Genomic DNA, 19,516 nt, shown 5'->3' with positions numbered 1-19,516 from the left:
GAGGACGCGTGGTGATCAAGAAACGGCACTTGGCGTTGCCGACGGCACCGCTGGTGCTGGTCCTGCTGGCGGCGACCGGCTGCGTGAGCGCACCGAGCGCCCCGGCGGAGCCGACCGTTGCGCCATCCACGTCCGTCGCCCGGTCCCTGGCCCGGGTGTGCGCCAAGCCCGCGGCCGGGCCGGCGAAGGCGCCGGCGGGTGCGGTGACGGTCGACCCCGCGGTGGTCGGTGACCTGGCTGCGAAGACCAAGAAGAGCCCGCCGAACACCACGTTCTGGCTGCGGCCCGGGAAGCACAGGCTCGAATCGGACCGTTACGCCCAGATAATCCCCAAGAAGGGGAACACCTACCTCGGCGCGCCGGGCGCGGTGCTCGACGGCCGGAAGACCAACCAGTACGCGTTCGGTGGTGCCGCCCGCGACGTCACCATCCACTACCTGACGGTGCAGGGTTTCGTCGCGCCGCAGAACGAGGGCGTGGTCAACCACGACTCGGCCGACGGGTGGGTGATCGAGCACGCGACGATCCAGCACAACTCCGGCGCCGGGCTGATGGCCGGTGCCCGCCAGCAGGTCCGCGCCAGCTGCCTGCGCGGCAACGGACAGTACGGAATGAACGCGTACAAGGCCGGCGACCCCATCAGTGACCTGGTGCTCGAGGGCAACGAGATCGTGGGCAACAACAACGACGACTGGGAGCGGCGGCGGCCGGGCTGCGGCTGCAGTGGAGGCGTCAAGTTCTGGGCCGTCAACGGCGCCGACATACGCGGCAACTGGGTGCACGCCAACCACGGAGCCGGGTTGTGGGCGGACACCAACAACAACGACTTCCGCATCGAGGACAACGTCATCGAGGCCAACGACGGTGCCGCGCTGATCTACGAGACCAGCTACAACGCGGTCATCCGGAAGAACACGATCCGGCGGAACAACTGGGTCGAGGGCCGCAAGTACGCCGACCGCGGCGACACCTTCCCGTTCGCGACCATCTACCTGTCCGAGTCCGGCGGCGAACCACGCATCCAGGCCCGCACGGACAAGATCGAGATCTACCGGAACGTACTGGAGAACAACTGGTCCGGCATCACCCTGTGGGAGAACGCCGACCGGTTCTGCCACAGCCCGGCCAACACCTCGTCCGGAGACTGCACGCTGCTGGTGAAGAAGACGGAGCGCTGCGCACAGCCGGGGATCGCCACCGCACCGCTCTACGCCGACTGCCGGTGGAAGACCCAGCGGGTGGACATCCACAAGAACCGCTTCGTGCTGGACACTTCCGTCGTCGGCTGCACCGTGAAGTGCGGCCGCATGGCGGTCCTTGCCAACTACGGCACCTATCCGGACTGGTCGCCCTACCCGGGCGAACAGGTGGCCGAGGCGATCACCCACAAGCAGCACAACCGCTGGCACGACAACGAGTACCGGGGACCATGGAGCTTCATCGCCCACGACCCGAGCCGGGAGCTCGACGTCGGGCAGTGGCAGGGCGCGCCGTACCAGCAGGACGCGGGCAGCACCTTCCGCGCACGGGACGGTGGTTGAGATGGCCGCGGACCACACATCGAAGATCGTCGGGACGGCCTGGGGGCTGCTGATCCTCAACACGCTCGGCTCCGCCGGCGCGAAGACCATCATTCCGCTGCCCCGATCCCTCATCCAGATGGCCACCATGGGCGCGCTGGTCGCCGCGTTCGTGCTGGCACTCGCCGTCAATCCCCGGCTGCGCATCCGGGCCAGCGCCTTCGTGTTCCTGCTCACCCTGCTGCTCGTTCCGAGCGTGATCTCCAGCGTGAACCTGGAGTCCGGGTTCGGCGCGCTGTTCCGCTGCGCCCGGCTGGCTCTCTTCGTCGGCACGCTGTGGCTGCTCAGCCGCTGGTGGGACGGCAGCCTGACATTCGTCCGGCACCACATCCGGATGTACTTCGCGGTGCTCGGGTCAGTGGCCGCCGGCCTGGTCATCTCACCGGGCGCCGCCATGCCCGAGCTCTACGGCGGGCGCCTGGTCGGCGCGTTGTGGCCGCTCACCCCGCCGCAGATCGGACAGTACGCCGCAGTGATCATCGGGCTCACCGTGCTGCTCCTCCTGGGCCGCCGGACCACCAGGGGCAGCGCGGCGGTCGTCATCGTGCCGGCACTCGTCCTGCTCGCGCTGACCCATACCAGGACTGCCACGCTCGGCCTGCTCATTGGGCTGGTGCTGGCGATCGGCTCGCTCATCCTGAGCAGCGCCGCCGCCCGCCGGTTCTTCGCCCGGGCGGTGCTGTGCGCCGCCGTGGCCGCGGTGGCGTTCAGCACCGCGCTGCAGGCGTGGTTCCTGCGCGGACAGAGCAAGGAGAACTTCTCCAACCTCACCGGTCGGGCCAAGGTCTGGGACGCCCTGCTGGCAGCCCCCCGGACCACCTCGGAGTACCTGTTCGGCGCGGGCCTGGGCGACAAGTCGTTCGGCGGGCTGCCGATCGACAACAGCTGGCTGGCCGTTTACCACGAGCAGGGTCTGACCGGCGTCGCCCTGGTGGCGGCGATCATCATCGTGCTGGGCGGCGTCGCGTTGCTGCGGCCACCGTCCCTTCCGAGGGCCTGCGCGATCTTCCTGATCAGCTACTGCGCGATCGCGTCGTACACCGAGGCCGGCCTTGGCGACGCCTCGCCGTATCTGCTGCATCTGGCCCTGGCCGCCTCGCTGCTGGCGGCACCTGCCGCGGCCGCTCCCCTCTCGAAGCCCGAAGTCCCTCGACGGCGCATACCGCAATGGGCCCGTCGATCGGAGGTGACCTGAGCATGCACATCCTCGTAGTCCACAACCGCTACGCCTCGGCGCAGCCGAGCGGGGAGAACAACGTCGTCGACCAGGAGGTGGCGCTGCTGCGCGAGGCCGGCCACCGGGTCGAGGTGTTCGAGCGACGCAGCGACGACATCGCCGCCCGGTCCCTGCTTTCCAAGGCCGCGGTGCCGCTCCTCGTGCCGTGGAACCCGGCGGTCCGCACGGAGCTCGCCGGCCGGCTTCGCGCCGAGCGACCGGACGTCGTGCACGTGCACAACGTCTTCCCGCTCCTGTCCCCCGCGGTCCTTGCCGCCTGCGCCGACGCCGACGTGCCCGCCGTCGCCACACTGCACAACTACACCCAGGTCTGCCCGCCCGGCACGCTGCAGCGGGACGGCCGGCCGTGCACCGAGTGCGTCGGGTCCGCGCCGCTGCCCGCCGTCCGGCACGGCTGCTACCGGAACTCCCGCCTTGCGACGGTGCCGCTCGCGGTCAGCCTGTCGGTCAACCGGCGGCGGTGGTGGTCCGGCGTGGAGCGGTTCTTCTGTATCTCCGCGGCGCAGCGCGACGTCCTGGTGCGGTCCGGCATGCCGGCCGAGCGGCTGGCGGTGAAGCACAACTTCGTGCCCGACCCGGACGCCCGCCGAGCGGGGGCCGGCGAGCAGCTGCTCTATCTCGGCCGGCTCGCGGAGGCCAAGGGCGTGCGGCTGCTCATGGCCGCGTGGGACGAGATCGCAGCGAGCGGCGGTGTGGGCGTGCCGCTGGTGATCGCCGGCGCGGGGCCGCTGGAGCCGGAGGTGACCGCCTGGGCGGCGGGCCGGGACGACGTGCGGTACGTCGGCCTGTACGACCCCGCCCAGTGTCGGCAGGCCATCGCGCGCTCGGTCGCCGTGGTGGCTCCCTCGACGTGGCTGGAGGCGTTCGGCCTGGTGGTCGTGGAGGCGATGGCGGCGGGGGTCCCGGCCGTCGCCGCCGGTCACGGCGCCTTCGTCGAACTCGTCGAGGACGGGGTGGCCGGGCTGTTGCACCAGCCGGGCGACCCCGCCTCGCTCGCGTCCTGCGTGCGCCGGATCGCGAACGATCCGCACCGCAACCAGGAGATGGGCCAGGCGGCCCGGCGCCGATACGAGCAGGGCTTCAGCCCGGCCGTCGGCCTCGAACGCCTGGTGGAGGGGTACCGCACCGCGATCGCGGTTCGGTCCGGCGGCGGGGACACCGTGCCGTCGGTAGGTAATGGAAACACTGGCTCGCGGCGGGGCACCCGCGCGAGCAGGGATGGGGGCAGTAAATGACACGATGCCGACTCTGCGGCTCGGCGGCGTTGGGGAGCGTCGTCGATCTGGGGGCGACCCCGCCGTGTGAGAGCTTTCTCGCCGCGGACCAACTGGACCAGCCGGAACCGGCGTACCCGCTGCACCTGCGGGTCTGCACCGACTGCTGGCTCGCGCAGATCCCTCCGCTGATCACGCCGGAGGAGACGTTCAGCGAGTACGCGTACTTCTCCTCCTACTCGACCTCCTGGGTGGAGCACGCGCGCACGTTCGTCGGCGACGCCGTACAGCGGGTGGGGCTCGGCCCCGACGCCTTCGTGGTCGAGGTCGCGAGCAACGACGGGTACCTGCTGAGGCATGTGGTGGACCGGGGAATCCGTTGCCTCGGCATCGAGCCGTCGGTGAACGTCGGCGCCGCGGCACGGGACGCGGGCGTGCCCACGCTCACGGCGTTCCTGGACCCGGACACCGGCTCGGCCGTCCGCACCGAGCACGGCCCGGCGGACCTGGTCGTGGCCAACAACGTGTACGCGCACATCCCCGACGTGGTCGGGTTCACCAAGGGGCTGCGCGCCCTGGTCGCCGACGACGGCTGGGTCTCCATCGAGGTGCAGCACCTGCTGACCCTGATCGAGGAGAACCAGTACGACACGATCTACCACGAGCACTTCCAGTACTACACGGTCGCGTCCGCGATCCGGGCACTGGCGAGCGGCGGACTCACGCTCGTGGACGTCGAGCTGCTGCCCACGCACGGCGGCTCCATCCGGCTGTGGGCCCGGCCGGCCGAGGTGGCCGGCGAGCCGACGCAGGGGGTGGCCGACGTGCTCGCCCGGGAGAAGGCCGCCGGGCTGCAGGAGCTGTCCGGGTACAGCGAGTTCTCCGCCCGGGTGGCCAAGGTGCGCCGGGACCTCCTGCGGTTCCTCATCGAGGCGGCCGAGCGCGGCGAGACGGTCGTCGGCTACGGCGCCCCGGGCAAGGGCAACACCCTGCTCAACCACTGCGGCATCCGGCCCGACCTGCTCCCGTACACGGTCGACCGCAACCCCTACAAGCACGGCAGGTACACCCCGGGCACCCGCATCCCGATCCTGCCGCCCGAGCAGATAGCCGCCGACAAGCCGGACTACGTCCTCGTTCTCCCGTGGAACCTGCGGGCCGAGCTGGTCGAGCAGCTGTCCTTCGTGCACGACTGGGGGGGCCGCCTGGTCTTTCCCATCCCGGAACTGAGCATTGTCGAGGTCAAGTCGTGAAGGTCGTTCTGTTCTGCGGCGGTTACGGGCTGCGGATGCGCAGCGGAGCCTCCGACGACATGCCCAAGCCGATGGCGATGGTCGGCCCGCGGCCGCTGATCTGGCATGTCATGCGCTACTACGCGTACTTCGGGCACACGGAGTTCATCCTCTGCCTCGGGTACGGGGCGCACCACATCAAGAACTTCTTCCTCAACTACGAGGAGACGACGTCCAACGACTTCGTGCTGCGGGGCGGGCGGACCGAGCTGCTGTCCACCGACATCGCCTCCTGGACGATCACGTTCGTGCAGACCGGCATCGAGTCGCCGATCGGGGAGCGGCTGCGCCGGGTGCGGCACCACCTGGACGGCGACGAGATGTTCCTCGCCAACTACGCCGACGTGCTCACCGACGCCCCGCTGCCGGAGATGATCGACCGGTTCGCCCGGCGTGACGCCGGTGCGTCGATGATGGTGGTGCCGCCGCAGTCGTCGTTCCACTGCGTGGACCTGGGCGAGGACGGCCTGGTGGGGGGCATCACCGCGGTGAGCGACATGCCGCTGTGGGAGAACGGCGGCTACTTCGTGCTCCGCCAGGAGGTCTTCGACCACATTCCGGAGAACGGGGACCTGGTCGCCGACGGATGCGCCCAACTGGCCAAGCAGGGACGGCTGGTGGCGCACCAGCACCGCGGCTTCTGGAAGCCGACCGACACCGTGAAGGAGCGGGCCGCGCTCGACGACGCCTACACCCGGGGCGACCGCCCGTGGGCCGTGTGGGAACGGGACGGCGCGGGGGCAAGCGCGACCGCCGGCAGGGACGGCGCCGGAGCGAGGGCGTGATCCGGCTCGGGGCCGGACCCCTGGACCGGATCGTCGCGGTGGGCGCGCACTGCGACGACATCGCCATCGGCGCCGGCGGCACGCTGCTGACGATGTGCCTCGCTCGGCCGGGTATCCGTATCGACGCGCTGGTGCTCTCCGGCGGTGGCAGCGAGCGGGAGCAGGAGGAGCGGGCCGCGCTCGCCGCCTTCTGCCCGGGCGCCGAACTGCGGCTGACCGTGCTCAAGTTGCCGGACGGCCGACTGCCCGCGCACTGGGAGGAGGCCAAAGCCGCGGTCGAGGAACTGCGCCTGCAGAGCGAACCGGATCTGGTGCTGGCGCCGCGTACCGATGACGCGCACCAGGATCACCGCGGCCTGGCGAAGCTGATGACCACCGCATTCCGCGACCACCTCGTGCTCCGCTACGAGATCGTCAAGTGGGACGGCGATCTCGGCCGTCCGGCGGCGTACCAGCCGTTGTCGCCGGAGATCGCCGAACAGAAAGTGCGGCTGTTGCAGGAGCACTACCCCTCGCAACGGCACCGGCCCTGGTACGACCGGGAGGCCTTCCTCGGTCTTGCGCGGATCCGCGGCATCGAATGCCATGCGCGCTACGCCGAGGCGTTCGCCGTCACCAAACTCACTCTCAATCTGGGGGAATGAACCATGCGCGTACTGCTGACCGGACATCAGGGCTACCTGGGCACCGTGATGGCCCCGGTCCTCGCGGCCGCCGGGCACGAGGTCGTCGGTCTTGACGCCGGCCTGTTCTCCGACTGCGTCCTTGGCCCGCCGCCCGCGGACCCGCCGGGGCAGCGGGTGGACCTGCGCGACGTCACGGCCGACCACGTGGCCGGGGTCGACGCCGTGATCCACCTGGCCGCGCTGTCCAACGACCCGCTGGGATCGCTGGCGCCGGACCTCACCTACGACATCAACCACCATGCCTCCGTACGGCTCGCCCGGCTGGCCCGCGACGCCGGAGTGCGGCGCTTCCTGTACGCGTCGACCTGCTCGGTCTACGGTGCCGCAGGCGGTGACGACCTGGTGACCGAGGACGCCCCGCTGCGCCCGGTGACGCCGTACGCGGAGTCCAAGGTGCGGGTGGAGGACGACCTGCACGCGCTGGCCGACGGCGACTTCACCCCGGTGTTCATGCGCAATGCCACCGCCTTCGGCTACTCACCCCGGCTGCGCGCCGACATCGTGCTGAACAACCTGGTGGGCCACGCGCTCCTGTCCGGCGAGGTGCTGGTGCTCTCCGACGGCACCCCCTGGCGCCCGCTGGTGCACGCCGCGGACATCGCACGGGCCTTCGCGGCCGCGCTGACCGCGCCGCGGGAATCGGTGCACGACCGGGCGTTCAACATCGGCAGCGAGATCAACAACGTCACGGTCGCCGAGATCGCCGAGCAGGTCGCCGAGGTGGTACCCGGCTCGCGGGTGGTCATCACCGGGGAGTCCGGTGCCGATCCGCGGTCGTACCGGGTGGACTTCTCCCGGTTCCGCGCCGCGGTGCCCGGCTTCGACTGCGAGTGGACGGTGAAGCGAGGCGCGCTCGAACTCGCCGACGCCTACCGGGAATACGGGCTGACCCGGGAGGACTTCGAGCGACGCTTCACCCGGCTGGCCGTGCTGCGCGCGGCGTCCGACGCCGGCTCCGTCGACGACACCCTGCGGTGGCGCCGATGACGGCGGCCGGCGAAGAGATGTACGCGCTGGTGGAGCGGTTGTATCCGCTGTGCCGGAGCATCACCGGCGACGGTGTGCGCGCCACCCTGGAGATCATCGGCGAATACGTTCCACTGCAGGTGCACGAGGTGCCGACCGGGACTCAGGTGCTCGACTGGACGGTGCCGCAGGAGTGGAACATCCGGGACGCGTACGTCGCCGACACCGCCGGCAACCGGGTCGTCGACTTCGCCGCGTCCAGCCTGCACGTGCTCGGCTACAGCGTGCCGGTGTCGGCGACCATGCCGCTGGCCGAGCTGCGTGAACACCTGCACACCCTTCCGGACCACCCGGCCTGGGTGCCGTACCGCACCAGCTACTACACGCCGGAATGGGGGTTCTGCCTGGCCCAGGAGACCTTGGACGCGCTGCCGGACGGCGAGTACGAGGTGCGCATCGACTCCACACTCGCCGACGGCCACCTCACCTACGCCGAGCACGTGGTCCCCGGGCAGGTCGCCGACGAGGTGATCGTCTCCTGCCACGTCTGCCACCCGTCACTGGCCAACGACAACTTGGCAGGCATCGCGGTGGCGACGTTCCTGGCCCGCGCGCTGGCGCAGGAGACGCCGTATTACACCTACCGGTTCATCTACGCGCCCGGCACCATCGGGGCGATCACCTGGCTGGCCCGCAACGCGGAGCGGGTGGACCGGGTCAAGCACGGGCTGGTGCTGGCCTGTGCCGGCGACCCGGGCCAACTGACGTACAAGCAGAGCAGGCGCGGCGACGCGGAGATCGACCGGGTGATGCGGCATGTTCTTGCCGCCTCCGAACGCCCGCACCACGTCGCCGAGTTCACTCCGTACGGCTACGACGAGCGGCAGTTCTGCTCGCCCGGGTTCGATCTCGGCGTGGGCTCGCTCAGCCGGACCCCGTACGCCGGCTACCCCGAGTACCACACCTCGGCGGACAACCCGGACTTCGTCTCCCCGGAGGCGATGGCGGACACGCTCGCCGTCTGCCGCGAGGCATTCGTCGTCCTTGACCGCAACCGGCGGTACCTCAATCTCAGCCCCTACGGCGAACCACAGCTGGGGCGGCGTGGGTTGTACGACTCGCTCGGCGGCCGCAGCGACGCGAAGCAGGCCCAGATGGCCATGCTCTGGGTGCTAAGCCTCTCCGACGGCGAGCACAGTCTGCTGGACGTCGCCGAGCGGTCCGGGCTGCCGTTCGACACCGTCGCCGCCGCGGCCGGCGCCCTGTGCGGCGCCGAATTGATCAAGGCATGACGCCGATGACCACCGAGGGGGAGAAGGCGAGGCCAAAGGCGGCGACCGCCAGGCGGGCCCTCGTCGGCCGGCTGTCCTGGGGACTGGCCGACCAGGCGGCCTCCAGCGTGAGCAACTTCGTGGTGGGCATCTACGTGGCCCGCTCGCTGGGGGTGACCGCGTTCGGTGTGTTCAGTCTCGCCTGGGTGACCTACGGCGTGGCGCTCAACGTCTCCCGCGGGCTGGCCACCGATCCGCTCGTGGTGCGCTTCAGCGGCGTGCCGGACGCGTCCTGGCGCGGGGCGGTGGCCCGGTCGACGGGTACCGCACTCGGCGTCGGTGCCGCACTCGGCGCCGCGTGTCTGGTGGCCGGGCTCGGCCTCGGCGGCCGCGTGGGGCCCGCGTTCGCCGCCCTTGGTGTCATGCTGCCGGGGCTGCTGCTCCAGGACGCCTGGCGGTTCTCGTTCTTCGCCGCCGGCGCAGGGCGAAAGGCGTTCGTCAACGACGTCGTGTGGGGTGTCGCGCTCGTCCCGGTCATGGTGGTGGCGGCCCATGTGGGCAGCGTGGCCGCTTTCGTGCTCGCCTGGGGCGCGTCCGCCACGGTGGCGGGGGCGTACGGCTGCATCCAGTCCGGCATCCGGCCCCGGATGACCGAGGCGCGCGGGTGGCTTCGCGAGCAGCGCGATCTCGGCTACCGGTACCTGGTCGAGAACGTCAGCCTCAGCGGCGCGAGCCAGCTGCGGGCATACGGACTCGGCGCGATCGTCGGGCTCGGAGCGGTGGGTGCGGTGCGGGGCGCCGAGCTCCTGCTCGGCCCGTTCCTGGCGGTGCTCATGGGGCTTTCGCTGGTCACCGTCCCGGAGGCGGCACGGGTGCTGCGGCAGGCCCCGCACCGGCTGGGCAGGTTCTGCCTCCTGCTGGGCGGCGGGCAGGCCGCCGCCGCGCTGCTCTGGGGCACGGCGCTGCTGCTGGTGCCGGACCGGCTAGGCGAGCTCGTCCTCGGCGGCGTCTGGCACTCCGCCTCGCAGCTCATCGTGCCGATCACCCTCGGCGTCGCGGGCGCGGGCCTCGGCACCGGCGCGGCGGCCGGGCTGCGCGCGCTCGGCGCGGCCCGGCGCAGCCTGCGCTGCCAGCTGTTCGCCTCCGCCTGCTATGTCGGCGGCGGGCTCGGCGGGGCGGCCGCCGCCGGCACGGTCGGCTCGGCCTGGGGCGTCGCCGCCGCGACCGTCAGCGGCTCGGCCGTCTGGTGGCTGCAACTGCGGTCCGCCCTGCGCGAGCGCCATCGCGATCCCATCCCCGAAGTGAGGACCTCATGACCGCCCAACCCAGGCTGAGCATCGGCCTGCCCGTGTACAACGGCGAGGAGTACCTGGCCGAGTCCCTCGACGCCCTGCTCGGCCAGACCTACGAGGACTTCGAGCTGGTCATCTCCGACAACGCCTCGACCGACCGGACCCAGGAGATCTGCCGCAAGTACGCCGCGCGGGACTCGCGCATCCGGTATCTCCGGCTGCCCCGGAACATCGGCGCCACGCCGAACCACAACCATGTGTTGGCCGAGTCCCGCGGCGAGCTGTTCAAGTGGGCCTCGCACGACGACCTGTACGGCCGAGACCTGCTGCGGCGCTGCGTCCAGGCGCTGGACGAGCGGCCGGACGTGATCCTCGCGCACACCGGCCAGGCGGTCATCGACGGCGACGGCCAGGTGAAGGTCCCCTACGAGTACGGGCTCGCCACCGACTCCCCGCACGCGCCGGAGCGCTTCCGCAGTCTGTTGTTCGAGCCGGGTGGCGACGACTTCTACGGGGTGATGCGGGCCGACATGCTGCGCCGGGTGAAACCGATGGACAGCTACCACCACGCGGACCGCACGTACGTCGCCGAGATCACCCTGCACGGGCCCTTCCACCAGGTGCCGGAGCTGCTGTACTTCCGCCGAGACCACCCCACCCGCGCCGAGCGCGCGAACCCGTCCAAGCGCTCCCGGTGCGTCAACCTGGACCCGCGCCGGGCCGGCTTGCTGCACCCGACGCCCCGGCTGCTCGCCGAGTACATCTGGGGCTTCGCCTCGGCGATCCGGCGGGCGCCGCTGTCCCCGGCCGACCGGCGCGCGTGCTACCGCCACTTGGCCGCGTGGATGACCAGCCGGGTCCGGCCGGGCGCCGGCGAGCGGATCGAGGACCGCGCCCCGGTCGACCCGGCCCTGCTCACGGTCTCCGTCGACGCCCTTGTCGCCGGCCGTGAGGGGAGGCAGGCATGACGTCCGCCGACGAAACTCCGGTGCGCGTCGGGGTGTTCGGCCTGCTCGGCTCCGGAAACCTCGGCAACGACGGATCGCTCGAAGCCGTACTCGGGTACCTCCGCGCCGAACACCCGGAGGCGGTCGTGGACGCGCTGTGCGGCGGACCCGAGGCCGTGACGACCCGGTTCGGGATCCCCGCGACGCGGCTGCACTGGTACCGCGGGGAGTACCGGACCGCGTCGCGTACGGGCGCGATCGCGGCGAAGGGTCTGGGCAAACTCGTCGACGTCTTCCGCACCGCCGCCTGGGTGCGCCGGCACGACGTGGTGATCGTGCCGGGCATGGGCGTCCTGGAGGCGACCCTGCCGCTGCGGCCGTGGGGCTTCCCGTACTCGCTGTTCCTGCTCTGCGCGAGCGGCCGGCTGCTGCGCACCCGGGTGGCGCTGGTCGGCGTCGGCGCCGCGACGATCGGCAACCGGCCGACCCGGGCCCTGGTGCGCTGGTCGGCGCGGCTGGCCGCCTACCGGTCGTACCGGGACGCGCAGTCCCGCGACGCGATGCGGACGATGGGCGTGGACACCGCGCGCGACGAGGTCTACCCGGACCTCGCGTTCGCCCTGCCGGCGCCGCGGGCGAGCGGACCCGACAAGCTCTCAGTCCCGTCGGCCCCGCCGGGCCCGGTCTGCGTCGGCGTCATGGACTTCCACGGCGGCAACGACGATCGCGCCCGGGCCGATGAGATATACCGGCGCTACCTCGACGGGACGGTCCGGTTCGTCCGCGCGCTGGTCGAGGAGGGCAGGGCAGTCCGGCTGCTCACCGGTGACGAGTGCGACGCGTCGGTGGTCGCCGCGATCCTCGACGCGGTGGACTCGCCGCTGGTCACCGCTGCCGAGCCGTCCTCACTGGCCGACCTGATGAAGGAGATGTCGGCTGCCGACACCGTGGTGGCGATCCGGTACCACAACCTGATCTGTGCGCTGAAGACCGGTACGCCGGTGCTCGCTCTCTGCTACGCGGCGAAGAGCGACGCGCTCATGGCGGAGATGGGCCTCGGCGCGTACTGCCACCCGGCGCGCGAGATCGACGCCGACCGGCTGCTCGAGCAGTTCCGTGCGCTGGAGAAGCGTTCGGCCGAGCTGCGGCAGACCCTCAGCGAGCGGAACCTGGCAGCCGCCCGGCGACTCGAGCACCAGTTCAACTCCTTGACCGCGGCCCTGTTCCCCGCGGCCGACCACGCCCACACCTTGCGGAAGGCTCCATGAAGGCGACCGAAGTACCGGAGATCACCGGCGCGTACCTCTTCGAGCCGACGCCGTACGCCGACGAACGCGGCTTCTTCTGCCGCACCTTCGACGCCGACGTGGTCCGCTCGGTGGGCCTCGACCCGGACGCCTTCGTCCAGGACAGCCTGTCCCGCTCGGTCCGGGGCGTGCTGCGCGGCCTGCACCTGCGCTCCGGCGCCGGCGAGGCCAAGCTGGTGCGCTGCTCGTACGGGAAGATCTTCGACGTCGTCGTGGACCTGCGGCCGGACTCACCGACCTACCGCAACCGGGCCTTCTTCGAGCTGTTCGGCGAGACGCAGGTGACCCTGTACATCCCGGCGGGGTGCGCGCACGGCTTCCAGGCGCTGACCGAAACCGCCGACACCTCGTACCGGATAGACCGCCCGCACGATCCGGCCGAGGACGTGACGATCGCCTTCGACGACCCGGAACTCGCCATTCCCTGGCCGCTGCCGGTCATATCGATGTCCCAGCGGGACCGGGAGGCGCCGAGCCTCGCCGAGGTCCTTAAACAACAGGAGAGTTGAGGTCGGCGTGCACACCGAAGACACCGAAGAGTTCCTCCTGCCCCGCTCGCGGCTGGCGAACGAGCGGCTGCACGCCATGATCCCCGGGGGCGCGCACACCTACGCCAAGGGCGACGACCAGTACCCCGAGAACCTGGCCCCGGTCATCAGCCACGGCCGCGGTGCCCATGTGTGGGACATCGACGGCAACCGCTACATCGAGTACGGCTCCGGCCTGCGGTCGGTCAGCCTCGGCCACGCCCACCCACGCGTGATCGAGGCGGTGCGGCGGGAACTCGACCGCGGCAGCAACTTCGTCCGGCCGTCCATCGTGGAGGTCGAGGCCGCGGAACGCTTCCTTGCCACCGTGCCGACCGCGGAGATGGTGAAGTTCGCGAAGAACGGCTCCGACGTCACCACCGCCGCGGTGCGCCTCGCCCGCGCAGTCACCGGGCGCCCGCGGGTGGCCATCTGCGGCGACCATCCGTTCTTCTCCGTCGACGACTGGTTCATCGGCACCACGCCGATGTCCGCCGGCATTCCGGCGGCGACCACCGAGCTCACCGTGGCGTTCCCCTACGGGGACCTGGCCGCCACGGAGGAGCTGCTGACCCGGTACCAGGACGAGGTCGCCTGCCTGATCCTCGAACCCGCCGGCCACACCGAGCCGCCGCCCGGGTACCTCGCCGGCCTGCGCGAGCTGGCCGACCGGCACGGCTGCGTACTGATCTTCGATGAGATGATCACCGGCTTGCGCTGGTCCGAGGCGGGCGCCCAGGGCCTGTACGGCGTCGTCCCCGACCTCTCCACATTCGGCAAGGCGCTGGGCAACGGGTTCGCCGTCTCCGCGCTGGCCGGGCGCCGCGAACTGATGGAGCGGGGCGGGCTGCGTCACTCCGGCGACCGGGTGTTCCTGCTGTCCACCACGCACGGTGCGGAAACGCACTCCCTGGCAGCCGCGATGGCCGTGCAGACCACCTACGTCGAGGAGGGCGTCACCGCACGGCTGCATGCCCTCGGCGAGCGGTTGGCCGCCGGTGTGCGCGACGCCGCGGCAGGCATGGGCGTCGGCGACCACATCGTCGTCCGGGGCCGGGCCAGCAACCTGGTCTTCGCCACCCTCGACGAGAACCGGCAGCCGTCGCAGCCGTACCGCACCCTGTTCCTGCGCCGGCTCCTCGCGGGTGGAGTGCTGGCCCCGTCGTTCGTGGTGAGCAGCGCGCTCGACGACGCCGACATCGACCGCACCGTCGACGTGGTGGCCCAGGCATGTGCGGTGTACCGGAAGGCACTTGACGCCGCTGACCCCACGCCCTGGCTGGCCGGGCGGCCGGTGAAGCCCGTATTCCGCCGCTTGGCCTGACGTGACGTGACGTCAGCGACGCTCCCGCCGACCGGCGTCGGCCAGCTGGTCGACCAGCCGGTCGGCCAGCCGGTCGACCAGCCACGCGGTCGCCGGTATCACCGCCAGCGCGGTGCACCAGCCGCCGAGGACGTCGGTCGGGTAGTGCGCGCCCAGGGCGACCTGCGCCCAGCCCATGGCGGTGCCGGCAACCAGCGCCGCGGCGAGCACGAACGACGTGCCGGCCGTCCTGCCCAGGCCGAGCCGACCGGTCGCGAGCAGCGCCACCACGAGGGCGAGCGCGGTGAAGAAGGCGGTGTGCCCGCTCGGGTAGGACAGGTTGTCGTCGCCGTGGATGGTGCGTCCCACCAGGGACTTGAGCAGCGTCGTCGTCGCCACGGTCATGACGACGCCGGCAACGATGAGCACTGCCGCGCGAGGACGCCGAAGCAGCAGGCAGCCTGCCACGGCGGTCACGACCAACATCGCCGATCCGGCGGGCTCCCCCAAGAAATCCATGGCCAGAGCGACGTGCCGCCACGGCGCCCGCACACTGTCCGCCGTCGGCTGGATGATCCACCGGTCCACCCTGCCGGGCTCGCTGTGGCCGGCGTACAGGACCCCGAGCACGACGACCACCAGCGCGGCGAGGGCCGCGATCGGCCCGAGCCACGCGCGCGGCGATGGGGGCAGCACCGCGGGCGCCGGCCGACCGGTCACACGCCCACCGCGTCCGGTCGACCCGCGGTGGTTTGCCGTGATCGGTGGATGGTGTTCCGGGTCTCGACCTGTCGAGGCAGGGTGAGGGTGCGGCCCTTCATCGGACCGGTGGGCAGCCATGAATCAGCGCCTTCCTGTTTCCGACCGCGCCCCACGACGGCGGGGCGTTGTTCCCGGACGACTCCGGTGACCGTAAGTCCGGGCACGCCACGGCCTATGTATCCCGTCAGTATCTCGGCTCCCGCGGGCAGGTCCGAAACGGCATGGTCGCGGCCACCACCGCGCGGGCCGATGAGCGCGTGCACTACCCGCCGCACACCGTCGCAGACCATCCAACAGATGCGATGCGCCTCCCCGTCGGGGCCTACGGCATGTCGCCCCCGCCGCAACCGCGATGCCGCGCCCACGAGAACTGCCCGCTGCCGCCCGCCGACATGGCCGGGACGTCAGATGTACGGGTGCGCGCGGCAACACTGCCCAACAATGCGGTCGCGGCAAACCGCGGTCGGACAGTCCGCGGGTCAACACTCCGCGAATTTTGGCCCTGTCAGTGGTGCACGGAGCTCACCTCCGGGCGCCGGAACTCCACCGATTCCGGCTTACCCGCAAGCGTCATTCGAGCGTCAAGAATCGTGAACAAACCCCGCCACCGACGCCGTCCCCATCGTGCGTCCGACCGCGAATCCCCAGGGCGGAACGGGTTCTCGGGCCGAACTGGCCGCCCGATCGCATGCCCGGAGGGAAACAGGTCACACGACTACCACACGTCGCGAAACCGCAGTTCAGGCACCCTTGTCCGCAGGCTCCAGGATCGCCACGCACTCCACGTGATGCGTCATCGGAAAGAGGTCGAACGCCCGCAGCGTGCGCGGCTTGTAGCCGCCCTCGCGGAAGTACGCCAGGTCGCGCGCGAGCGCCGCCGGGTCACAGGCCACGTACGCGATACGCCGCGCGCCCAGGCCCGCCAGGCGCTTCACCGTCTGCTTGCCCGCCCCCGCGCGCGGCGGGTCGAGGACGATCAGGTCCGCCTCGGTGATGCCGGTGCGCGGCAGGATCTGATCGACCTTGCCGTGTTCGATCCGTACCCGCTCCAGATCCTGGAGGTTGTGCCGGGCGTCCTCGACGGCGCGCTTGGTGGACTCGATACCGAGCACCGCGCCGCTGTCGCCGATCCGTTCCGCGATCGCGCCGGCGAACAGGCCGACGCCGCAGTACAGATCGAGCGCCATCTCACCCTTGCGCGGCATCAGACCCTGCATCACGGCCTTGACCAGGGTGTCCGCGGCCTGCGGATGCACCTGCCAGAAGCCGCCCATGCCGACGCGGTAGGTGCGCCCGTCGGCGCGCTCCCGGACGAAGGCGCGGCCGTGCACCCGGTGCACTCCGCCGTCGCGCTCGTCGACGCGCAGCACCGAGACGGGCTTGTCCAGCTCGACCAGCGGCAGCCTGCCGCCGGGCAGCGGGGTGAGGATGACCTGGCGGTCGCTGGATCCCGTCGCCGCGATCGCCTCGACCGTGGCCATCTGGGCCCAGTCCTGCTTCTCGATGCCGAGCTCGGTGACCCCCGGGGCGGCGATCATGCAGTGGTCGATCGGCTGGACATCGTGCGAGCGGTGCTTGCGCAGCCCCGCGCGGCCCTCCGTGTCAATCGCGTACTGCACGCGCGTGCGCCAGGCCGGCACCTCGCCCTTCGGCAGCTTGTCGCCCTCCGCGGGCATGACCGTGCCGTCCCAGCCGGCCTCCTCAGGGGTGAGGCCCGCGAGCCGCTGCAGCTGCTCGGTGATCACCTCGCCCTTGAGCCGACGCTGGGCGCCCGGCTTGGCGTGCTGCCAGTCGCAGCCGCCGCAGTTCCCGGGGCCGGAGTACGGGCACGGCGCCTCGACGCGGTCCTTGGACGCCTCGAGGATCTTGACGGCGTCGGCGCGCAGGAAGCGGGAGTCCTCCTCGCCCTCGGTGATACGGGCCACGATCTTCTCACCGGGCAGCGTGTGCCGTACGAACAGCACCCGCCCCTCCTCGGTGCGCGCGATGCAGTGGCCGCCGTGTGCGACGGGACCGACCTCGACCTCGTACTCCTCCCCGACCAGCGAAGACTCAGGTGCGTTCTGCATGGTGGGGTGACTCCAGAGGATCAAAGGAAAACGGCCGGACAACAACCCACCACTGTACGTGGGTGTCGACCGGCCGCTTGCCACGAACGTTCGAGCGGAACCTCGGCTCCAGTGCGAAGCCCGAAGACCGGAGGCGTCGACGACGCGAGTCCCCCGAAGCCGCGAGGGCGCGAGCCTCAGCTCTTCCCGGTGGGCTCCTTGGGCCGCTCGTCCACGGGCCCGCGCCGTACCGAACCGGGCGCGTTCCACTCCTGGCGCTTCCTCGCCCGCTTCTTCGCGGCCTCCGAGGACACCAGCTGGTACGGCACCGAGGTCACCATCACTCCGGGCGTGAACAGCAGCCGGCCCTTCAGCCGCAGCGCGCTCTGGTTGTGCAGCAGGTGCTCGTACCAGTGCCCCACCACATACTCGGGAATGATGACGCTGACCACGTCCCGCGGGCTCTCGCGCCGCAGCCCCTTGACGTATTCGATGGCAGGCCGGGTGATCTCGCGGTACGGCGAGTCGAGGATCTTCAGCGGCACATTGATGCCACGCCGCTCCCACTCCTCCTTGAGTGCCTTGGTCTCCGCCGGGTCGACGCTGATGCTGATGGCCTCGAGCTTGTCGGAGCGCATCAGCTTGGCGTACGCGAGGGCGCGCAGGGTCGGCTTGTGGATCTTGGAGACCAGGACGATGGAGTGCACGCGCGAGGGGCGCACATAGTCGTCGGGACGCTCCTCCGCGGCCGCGATCTCCTCGGAGACCCGGTCGTAGTGCCTACGGATCGCGGTCATCGTCCCGTAGAAGATCACCATGCCGAGCAGCGCGACCCACGCGCCGTGCGTGAACTTGGTGGCGAGCACGACGACCAGCACCAGACCGGTGAAGAACGCACCGAAGGTGTTGATCGCGCGGGAGCGGATCATACGGCGGCGCTTGGCCTGGTCCTTCTCGGTCTTCAGATGACGGTTCCAGTGCCGCACCATGCCGGTCTGGCTGAGCGTGAAGGAGACGAAGACGCCGACAATGTAGAGCTGGATGAGTTTGGTCGAGTCGGCGCCGTACAGCCAGATCAGGAGTACCGCAGCGCCCGCCAGCAGCACGATGCCGTTGGAGAAGGCGAGCCGGTCGCCGCGGGTGTGCAGCTGGCGCGGCAGATAGCGGTCCTGGGCCAGGATCGAGCCGAGCAGCGGGAAGCCGTTGTACGCGGTGTTGGCGGCCAGGAACAGGACCAGCGCGGTCGCCGCGGCGAGCACCACGAAGAAGAATGTGCCGTCGCCGAAGACGGCGGCCGCGACCTGCGAGATCACCGGGTTCTGGACATAGCTCTCGCCGACCGGACTGCCGTTGCTCAGCAGGTCCTGCGCGGGCTGCTCGGCCATCTTCACGTCGGTGGCCATGGCCAGGGCGATGATGCCGCAGAACATGGTGACGGCGAGACCGCCCATCAGGGCCAGCGTGGTCGCGGCGTTCTTGCTCTTCGGCTTGCGGAAGGCGGGCACGCCGTTGCTGATCGCCTCGACGCCGGTGAGCGCGGCACAGCCGGAGGAGAAGGCCCGCAGCAGCAGGAAGACGAGGGCGAAGCCGGCCAGTCCCTGGTGCTCGGCCTTGATCTCGAAATCGGCGGTGGGAGCCTTCATGGTGTCGTCGAGCACCAGGCCCTTGAAGGCGCCCCAGGCGATCATGATGAAGACGCCGGCGACGAAGACGTACGTCGGGATGGCGAAGAGCTTGCCCGACTCCTTCACACCGCGCAGGTTCATCAGCGTCAGCAGGATGATGATCGCGATGGCGCAGAAAACCTTGTGCTCGACGACGAAGGGGATCGCCGAGCCGAGGTTCTCCACTCCGGAGGCGATCGAGACCGCGACCGTGAGGACGTAGTCCACCAGCAGGGCGCTGGCGACGGTGAGGCCGGCCCTGGGCCCGAGGTTGGTGTTGGCGACCTCGTAGTCGCCGCCGCCGCTCGGGTAGGCGTGCACGTTCTGGCGGTAGGAGGCGACGACGGTGAACATCAGCACCACGACCGCGACCGCGATCCAGGGGCTGAAGTGGTAGGCCGACACACCCGCGATGGAGAGCACCAGGAGAACTTCGCCCGGTGCGTACGCCACCGAGGACAGCGGGTCGGAGGCGAAGACGGGAAGCGCGATGCGTTTGGGGAGGAGCGTTTCTCCCAGTCGGTCGCTTCGCAGCGCCCGCCCGATCAGGATCCGCTTGGGCACGTCGGTCAGTTTGGGCACGCAGAGGATCGTAAGCGCTCCGTATGAACGGCGCTCACCCGCCCACCCCCTAC

At 70.8% G+C, this 19,516-nt stretch carries 16 protein-coding genes; 13 read left to right on the top strand and 3 right to left on the bottom strand.

What is annotated here, in order from left to right:
- Nucleotides 1–8: 8 nt before the first annotated feature.
- Genes ACWDZ6_RS14345 through ACWDZ6_RS14285 form a run of 13 tightly spaced genes read left to right on the top strand, consistent with a single transcriptional unit; the run spans nt 9 to nt 14,428 of the window.
- The gene (locus tag ACWDZ6_RS14345) at nt 9–1,541 is read left to right on the top strand and encodes a right-handed parallel beta-helix repeat-containing protein (protein WP_451503067.1); all 1,533 of its coding nucleotides are present in this window, start codon (nt 9–11) and stop codon (nt 1,539–1,541) included.
- 1 nt (nt 1,542) lies between these two features.
- Nucleotides 1,543–2,775 carry an O-antigen ligase domain-containing protein gene (locus ACWDZ6_RS14340; protein ID WP_451503066.1) on the top strand — a complete coding sequence of 411 codons (1,233 nt, stop codon included), beginning with the start codon at nt 1,543–1,545 and terminating at the stop codon, nt 2,773–2,775.
- Between the two features lie 2 nt (nt 2,776–2,777).
- Nucleotides 2,778–4,052, top strand: coding sequence for a glycosyltransferase (locus tag ACWDZ6_RS14335; RefSeq protein WP_451503065.1), 1,275 nt, complete (start codon nt 2,778–2,780; stop codon nt 4,050–4,052).
- Nucleotides 4,049–5,284 carry a class I SAM-dependent methyltransferase gene (locus tag ACWDZ6_RS14330; protein WP_451503064.1) on the top strand — a complete coding sequence of 412 codons (1,236 nt, stop codon included), beginning with the start codon at nt 4,049–4,051 and terminating at the stop codon, nt 5,282–5,284. The genes ACWDZ6_RS14335 and ACWDZ6_RS14330 overlap by 4 nt, the downstream gene beginning before the upstream one ends.
- Entirely contained in the window at nt 5,281–6,108 is an 828-nt protein-coding gene (locus ACWDZ6_RS14325; RefSeq protein ID WP_451503063.1) for a glucose-1-phosphate cytidylyltransferase, read from the top strand. Before ACWDZ6_RS14330 ends, ACWDZ6_RS14325 begins: the two co-directional genes overlap by 4 nt.
- Nucleotides 6,105–6,752, top strand: coding sequence for a PIG-L deacetylase family protein (locus ACWDZ6_RS14320; protein ID WP_451503062.1), 648 nt, complete (start codon nt 6,105–6,107; stop codon nt 6,750–6,752). Before ACWDZ6_RS14325 ends, ACWDZ6_RS14320 begins: the two co-directional genes overlap by 4 nt.
- Before the next feature lie 3 nt (nt 6,753–6,755).
- Entirely contained in the window at nt 6,756–7,781 is a 1,026-nt protein-coding gene (locus tag ACWDZ6_RS14315; RefSeq protein ID WP_451503061.1) for an NAD-dependent epimerase/dehydratase family protein, read from the top strand.
- Nucleotides 7,769–9,052, top strand: coding sequence for a DUF4910 domain-containing protein (locus ACWDZ6_RS14310; protein WP_451503060.1), 1,284 nt, complete (start codon nt 7,769–7,771; stop codon nt 9,050–9,052). Before ACWDZ6_RS14315 ends, ACWDZ6_RS14310 begins: the two co-directional genes overlap by 13 nt.
- Nucleotides 9,049–10,347, top strand: a complete 1,299-nt coding sequence (locus tag ACWDZ6_RS14305; protein WP_451503059.1) for a hypothetical protein — start codon at nt 9,049–9,051, stop codon at nt 10,345–10,347. Before ACWDZ6_RS14310 ends, ACWDZ6_RS14305 begins: the two co-directional genes overlap by 4 nt.
- A complete protein-coding gene (locus ACWDZ6_RS14300; protein WP_451503058.1) occupies nt 10,344–11,291 on the top strand; it encodes a glycosyltransferase family 2 protein in 948 nt (315 codons plus the stop codon). Before ACWDZ6_RS14305 ends, ACWDZ6_RS14300 begins: the two co-directional genes overlap by 4 nt.
- On the top strand, nt 11,288–12,538 hold the full coding sequence (locus ACWDZ6_RS14295) for a polysaccharide pyruvyl transferase family protein (RefSeq protein WP_451503057.1): 1,251 nt from the start codon (nt 11,288–11,290) through the stop codon (nt 12,536–12,538). The genes ACWDZ6_RS14300 and ACWDZ6_RS14295 overlap by 4 nt, the downstream gene beginning before the upstream one ends.
- Nucleotides 12,535–13,086 (top strand): dTDP-4-dehydrorhamnose 3,5-epimerase family protein, encoded by a 552-nt coding sequence (locus ACWDZ6_RS14290; RefSeq protein WP_451503056.1) that lies wholly within the window; start codon nt 12,535–12,537, stop codon nt 13,084–13,086. The genes ACWDZ6_RS14295 and ACWDZ6_RS14290 overlap by 4 nt, the downstream gene beginning before the upstream one ends.
- A 7-nt stretch (nt 13,087–13,093) precedes the next feature.
- Complete coding sequence (locus ACWDZ6_RS14285; protein WP_451503055.1) at nt 13,094–14,428, top strand: glutamate-1-semialdehyde 2,1-aminomutase; 1,335 nt, start codon at nt 13,094–13,096, stop codon at nt 14,426–14,428.
- Nucleotides 14,429–14,440: 12 nt separating this feature from the next.
- On the opposite strand, the gene ACWDZ6_RS14280 is transcribed toward ACWDZ6_RS14285, so the two are convergent.
- From ACWDZ6_RS14280 to ACWDZ6_RS14270, 3 genes are all read right to left on the bottom strand, one after another.
- Complete coding sequence (locus tag ACWDZ6_RS14280; RefSeq protein WP_451503054.1) at nt 14,441–15,127, bottom strand: phosphatase PAP2 family protein; 687 nt, start codon at nt 15,125–15,127, stop codon at nt 14,441–14,443.
- 782 nt (nt 15,128–15,909) lie between these two features.
- Entirely contained in the window at nt 15,910–17,238 is a 1,329-nt protein-coding gene (locus tag ACWDZ6_RS14275) for a class I SAM-dependent RNA methyltransferase (protein WP_451503053.1), read from the bottom strand.
- A gap of 176 nt (nt 17,239–17,414) precedes the next feature.
- Entirely contained in the window at nt 17,415–19,463 is a 2,049-nt protein-coding gene (locus ACWDZ6_RS14270; RefSeq protein WP_451503052.1) for an APC family permease, read from the bottom strand.
- Nucleotides 19,464–19,516 lie beyond the last annotated feature (53 nt).

The organism is Streptomyces sp. NPDC002926, assembly GCF_053591755.1.
This window is presented reverse-complemented; position numbering and strand designations above follow the sequence as displayed.

Coding starts and splice junctions, on each gene's coding strand:
- ACWDZ6_RS14335 (WP_451503065.1), top strand. CDS start 2,778: ATGCACATCCTCGTAGTCCACAACCGCTACGCCTCGGCGCAGCCGAGC.
- ACWDZ6_RS14295 (WP_451503057.1), top strand. CDS start 11,288: ATGACGTCCGCCGACGAAACTCCGGTGCGCGTCGGGGTGTTCGGCCTG.
- ACWDZ6_RS14305 (WP_451503059.1), top strand. CDS start 9,049: ATGACGCCGATGACCACCGAGGGGGAGAAGGCGAGGCCAAAGGCGGCG.
- ACWDZ6_RS14315 (WP_451503061.1), top strand. CDS start 6,756: ATGCGCGTACTGCTGACCGGACATCAGGGCTACCTGGGCACCGTGATG.
- ACWDZ6_RS14340 (WP_451503066.1), top strand. CDS start 1,543: ATGGCCGCGGACCACACATCGAAGATCGTCGGGACGGCCTGGGGGCTG.
- ACWDZ6_RS14290 (WP_451503056.1), top strand. CDS start 12,535: ATGAAGGCGACCGAAGTACCGGAGATCACCGGCGCGTACCTCTTCGAG.
- ACWDZ6_RS14330 (WP_451503064.1), top strand. CDS start 4,049: ATGACACGATGCCGACTCTGCGGCTCGGCGGCGTTGGGGAGCGTCGTC.
- ACWDZ6_RS14300 (WP_451503058.1), top strand. CDS start 10,344: ATGACCGCCCAACCCAGGCTGAGCATCGGCCTGCCCGTGTACAACGGC.
- ACWDZ6_RS14275 (WP_451503053.1), bottom strand. CDS start 17,238: ATGCAGAACGCACCTGAGTCTTCGCTGGTCGGGGAGGAGTACGAGGTC.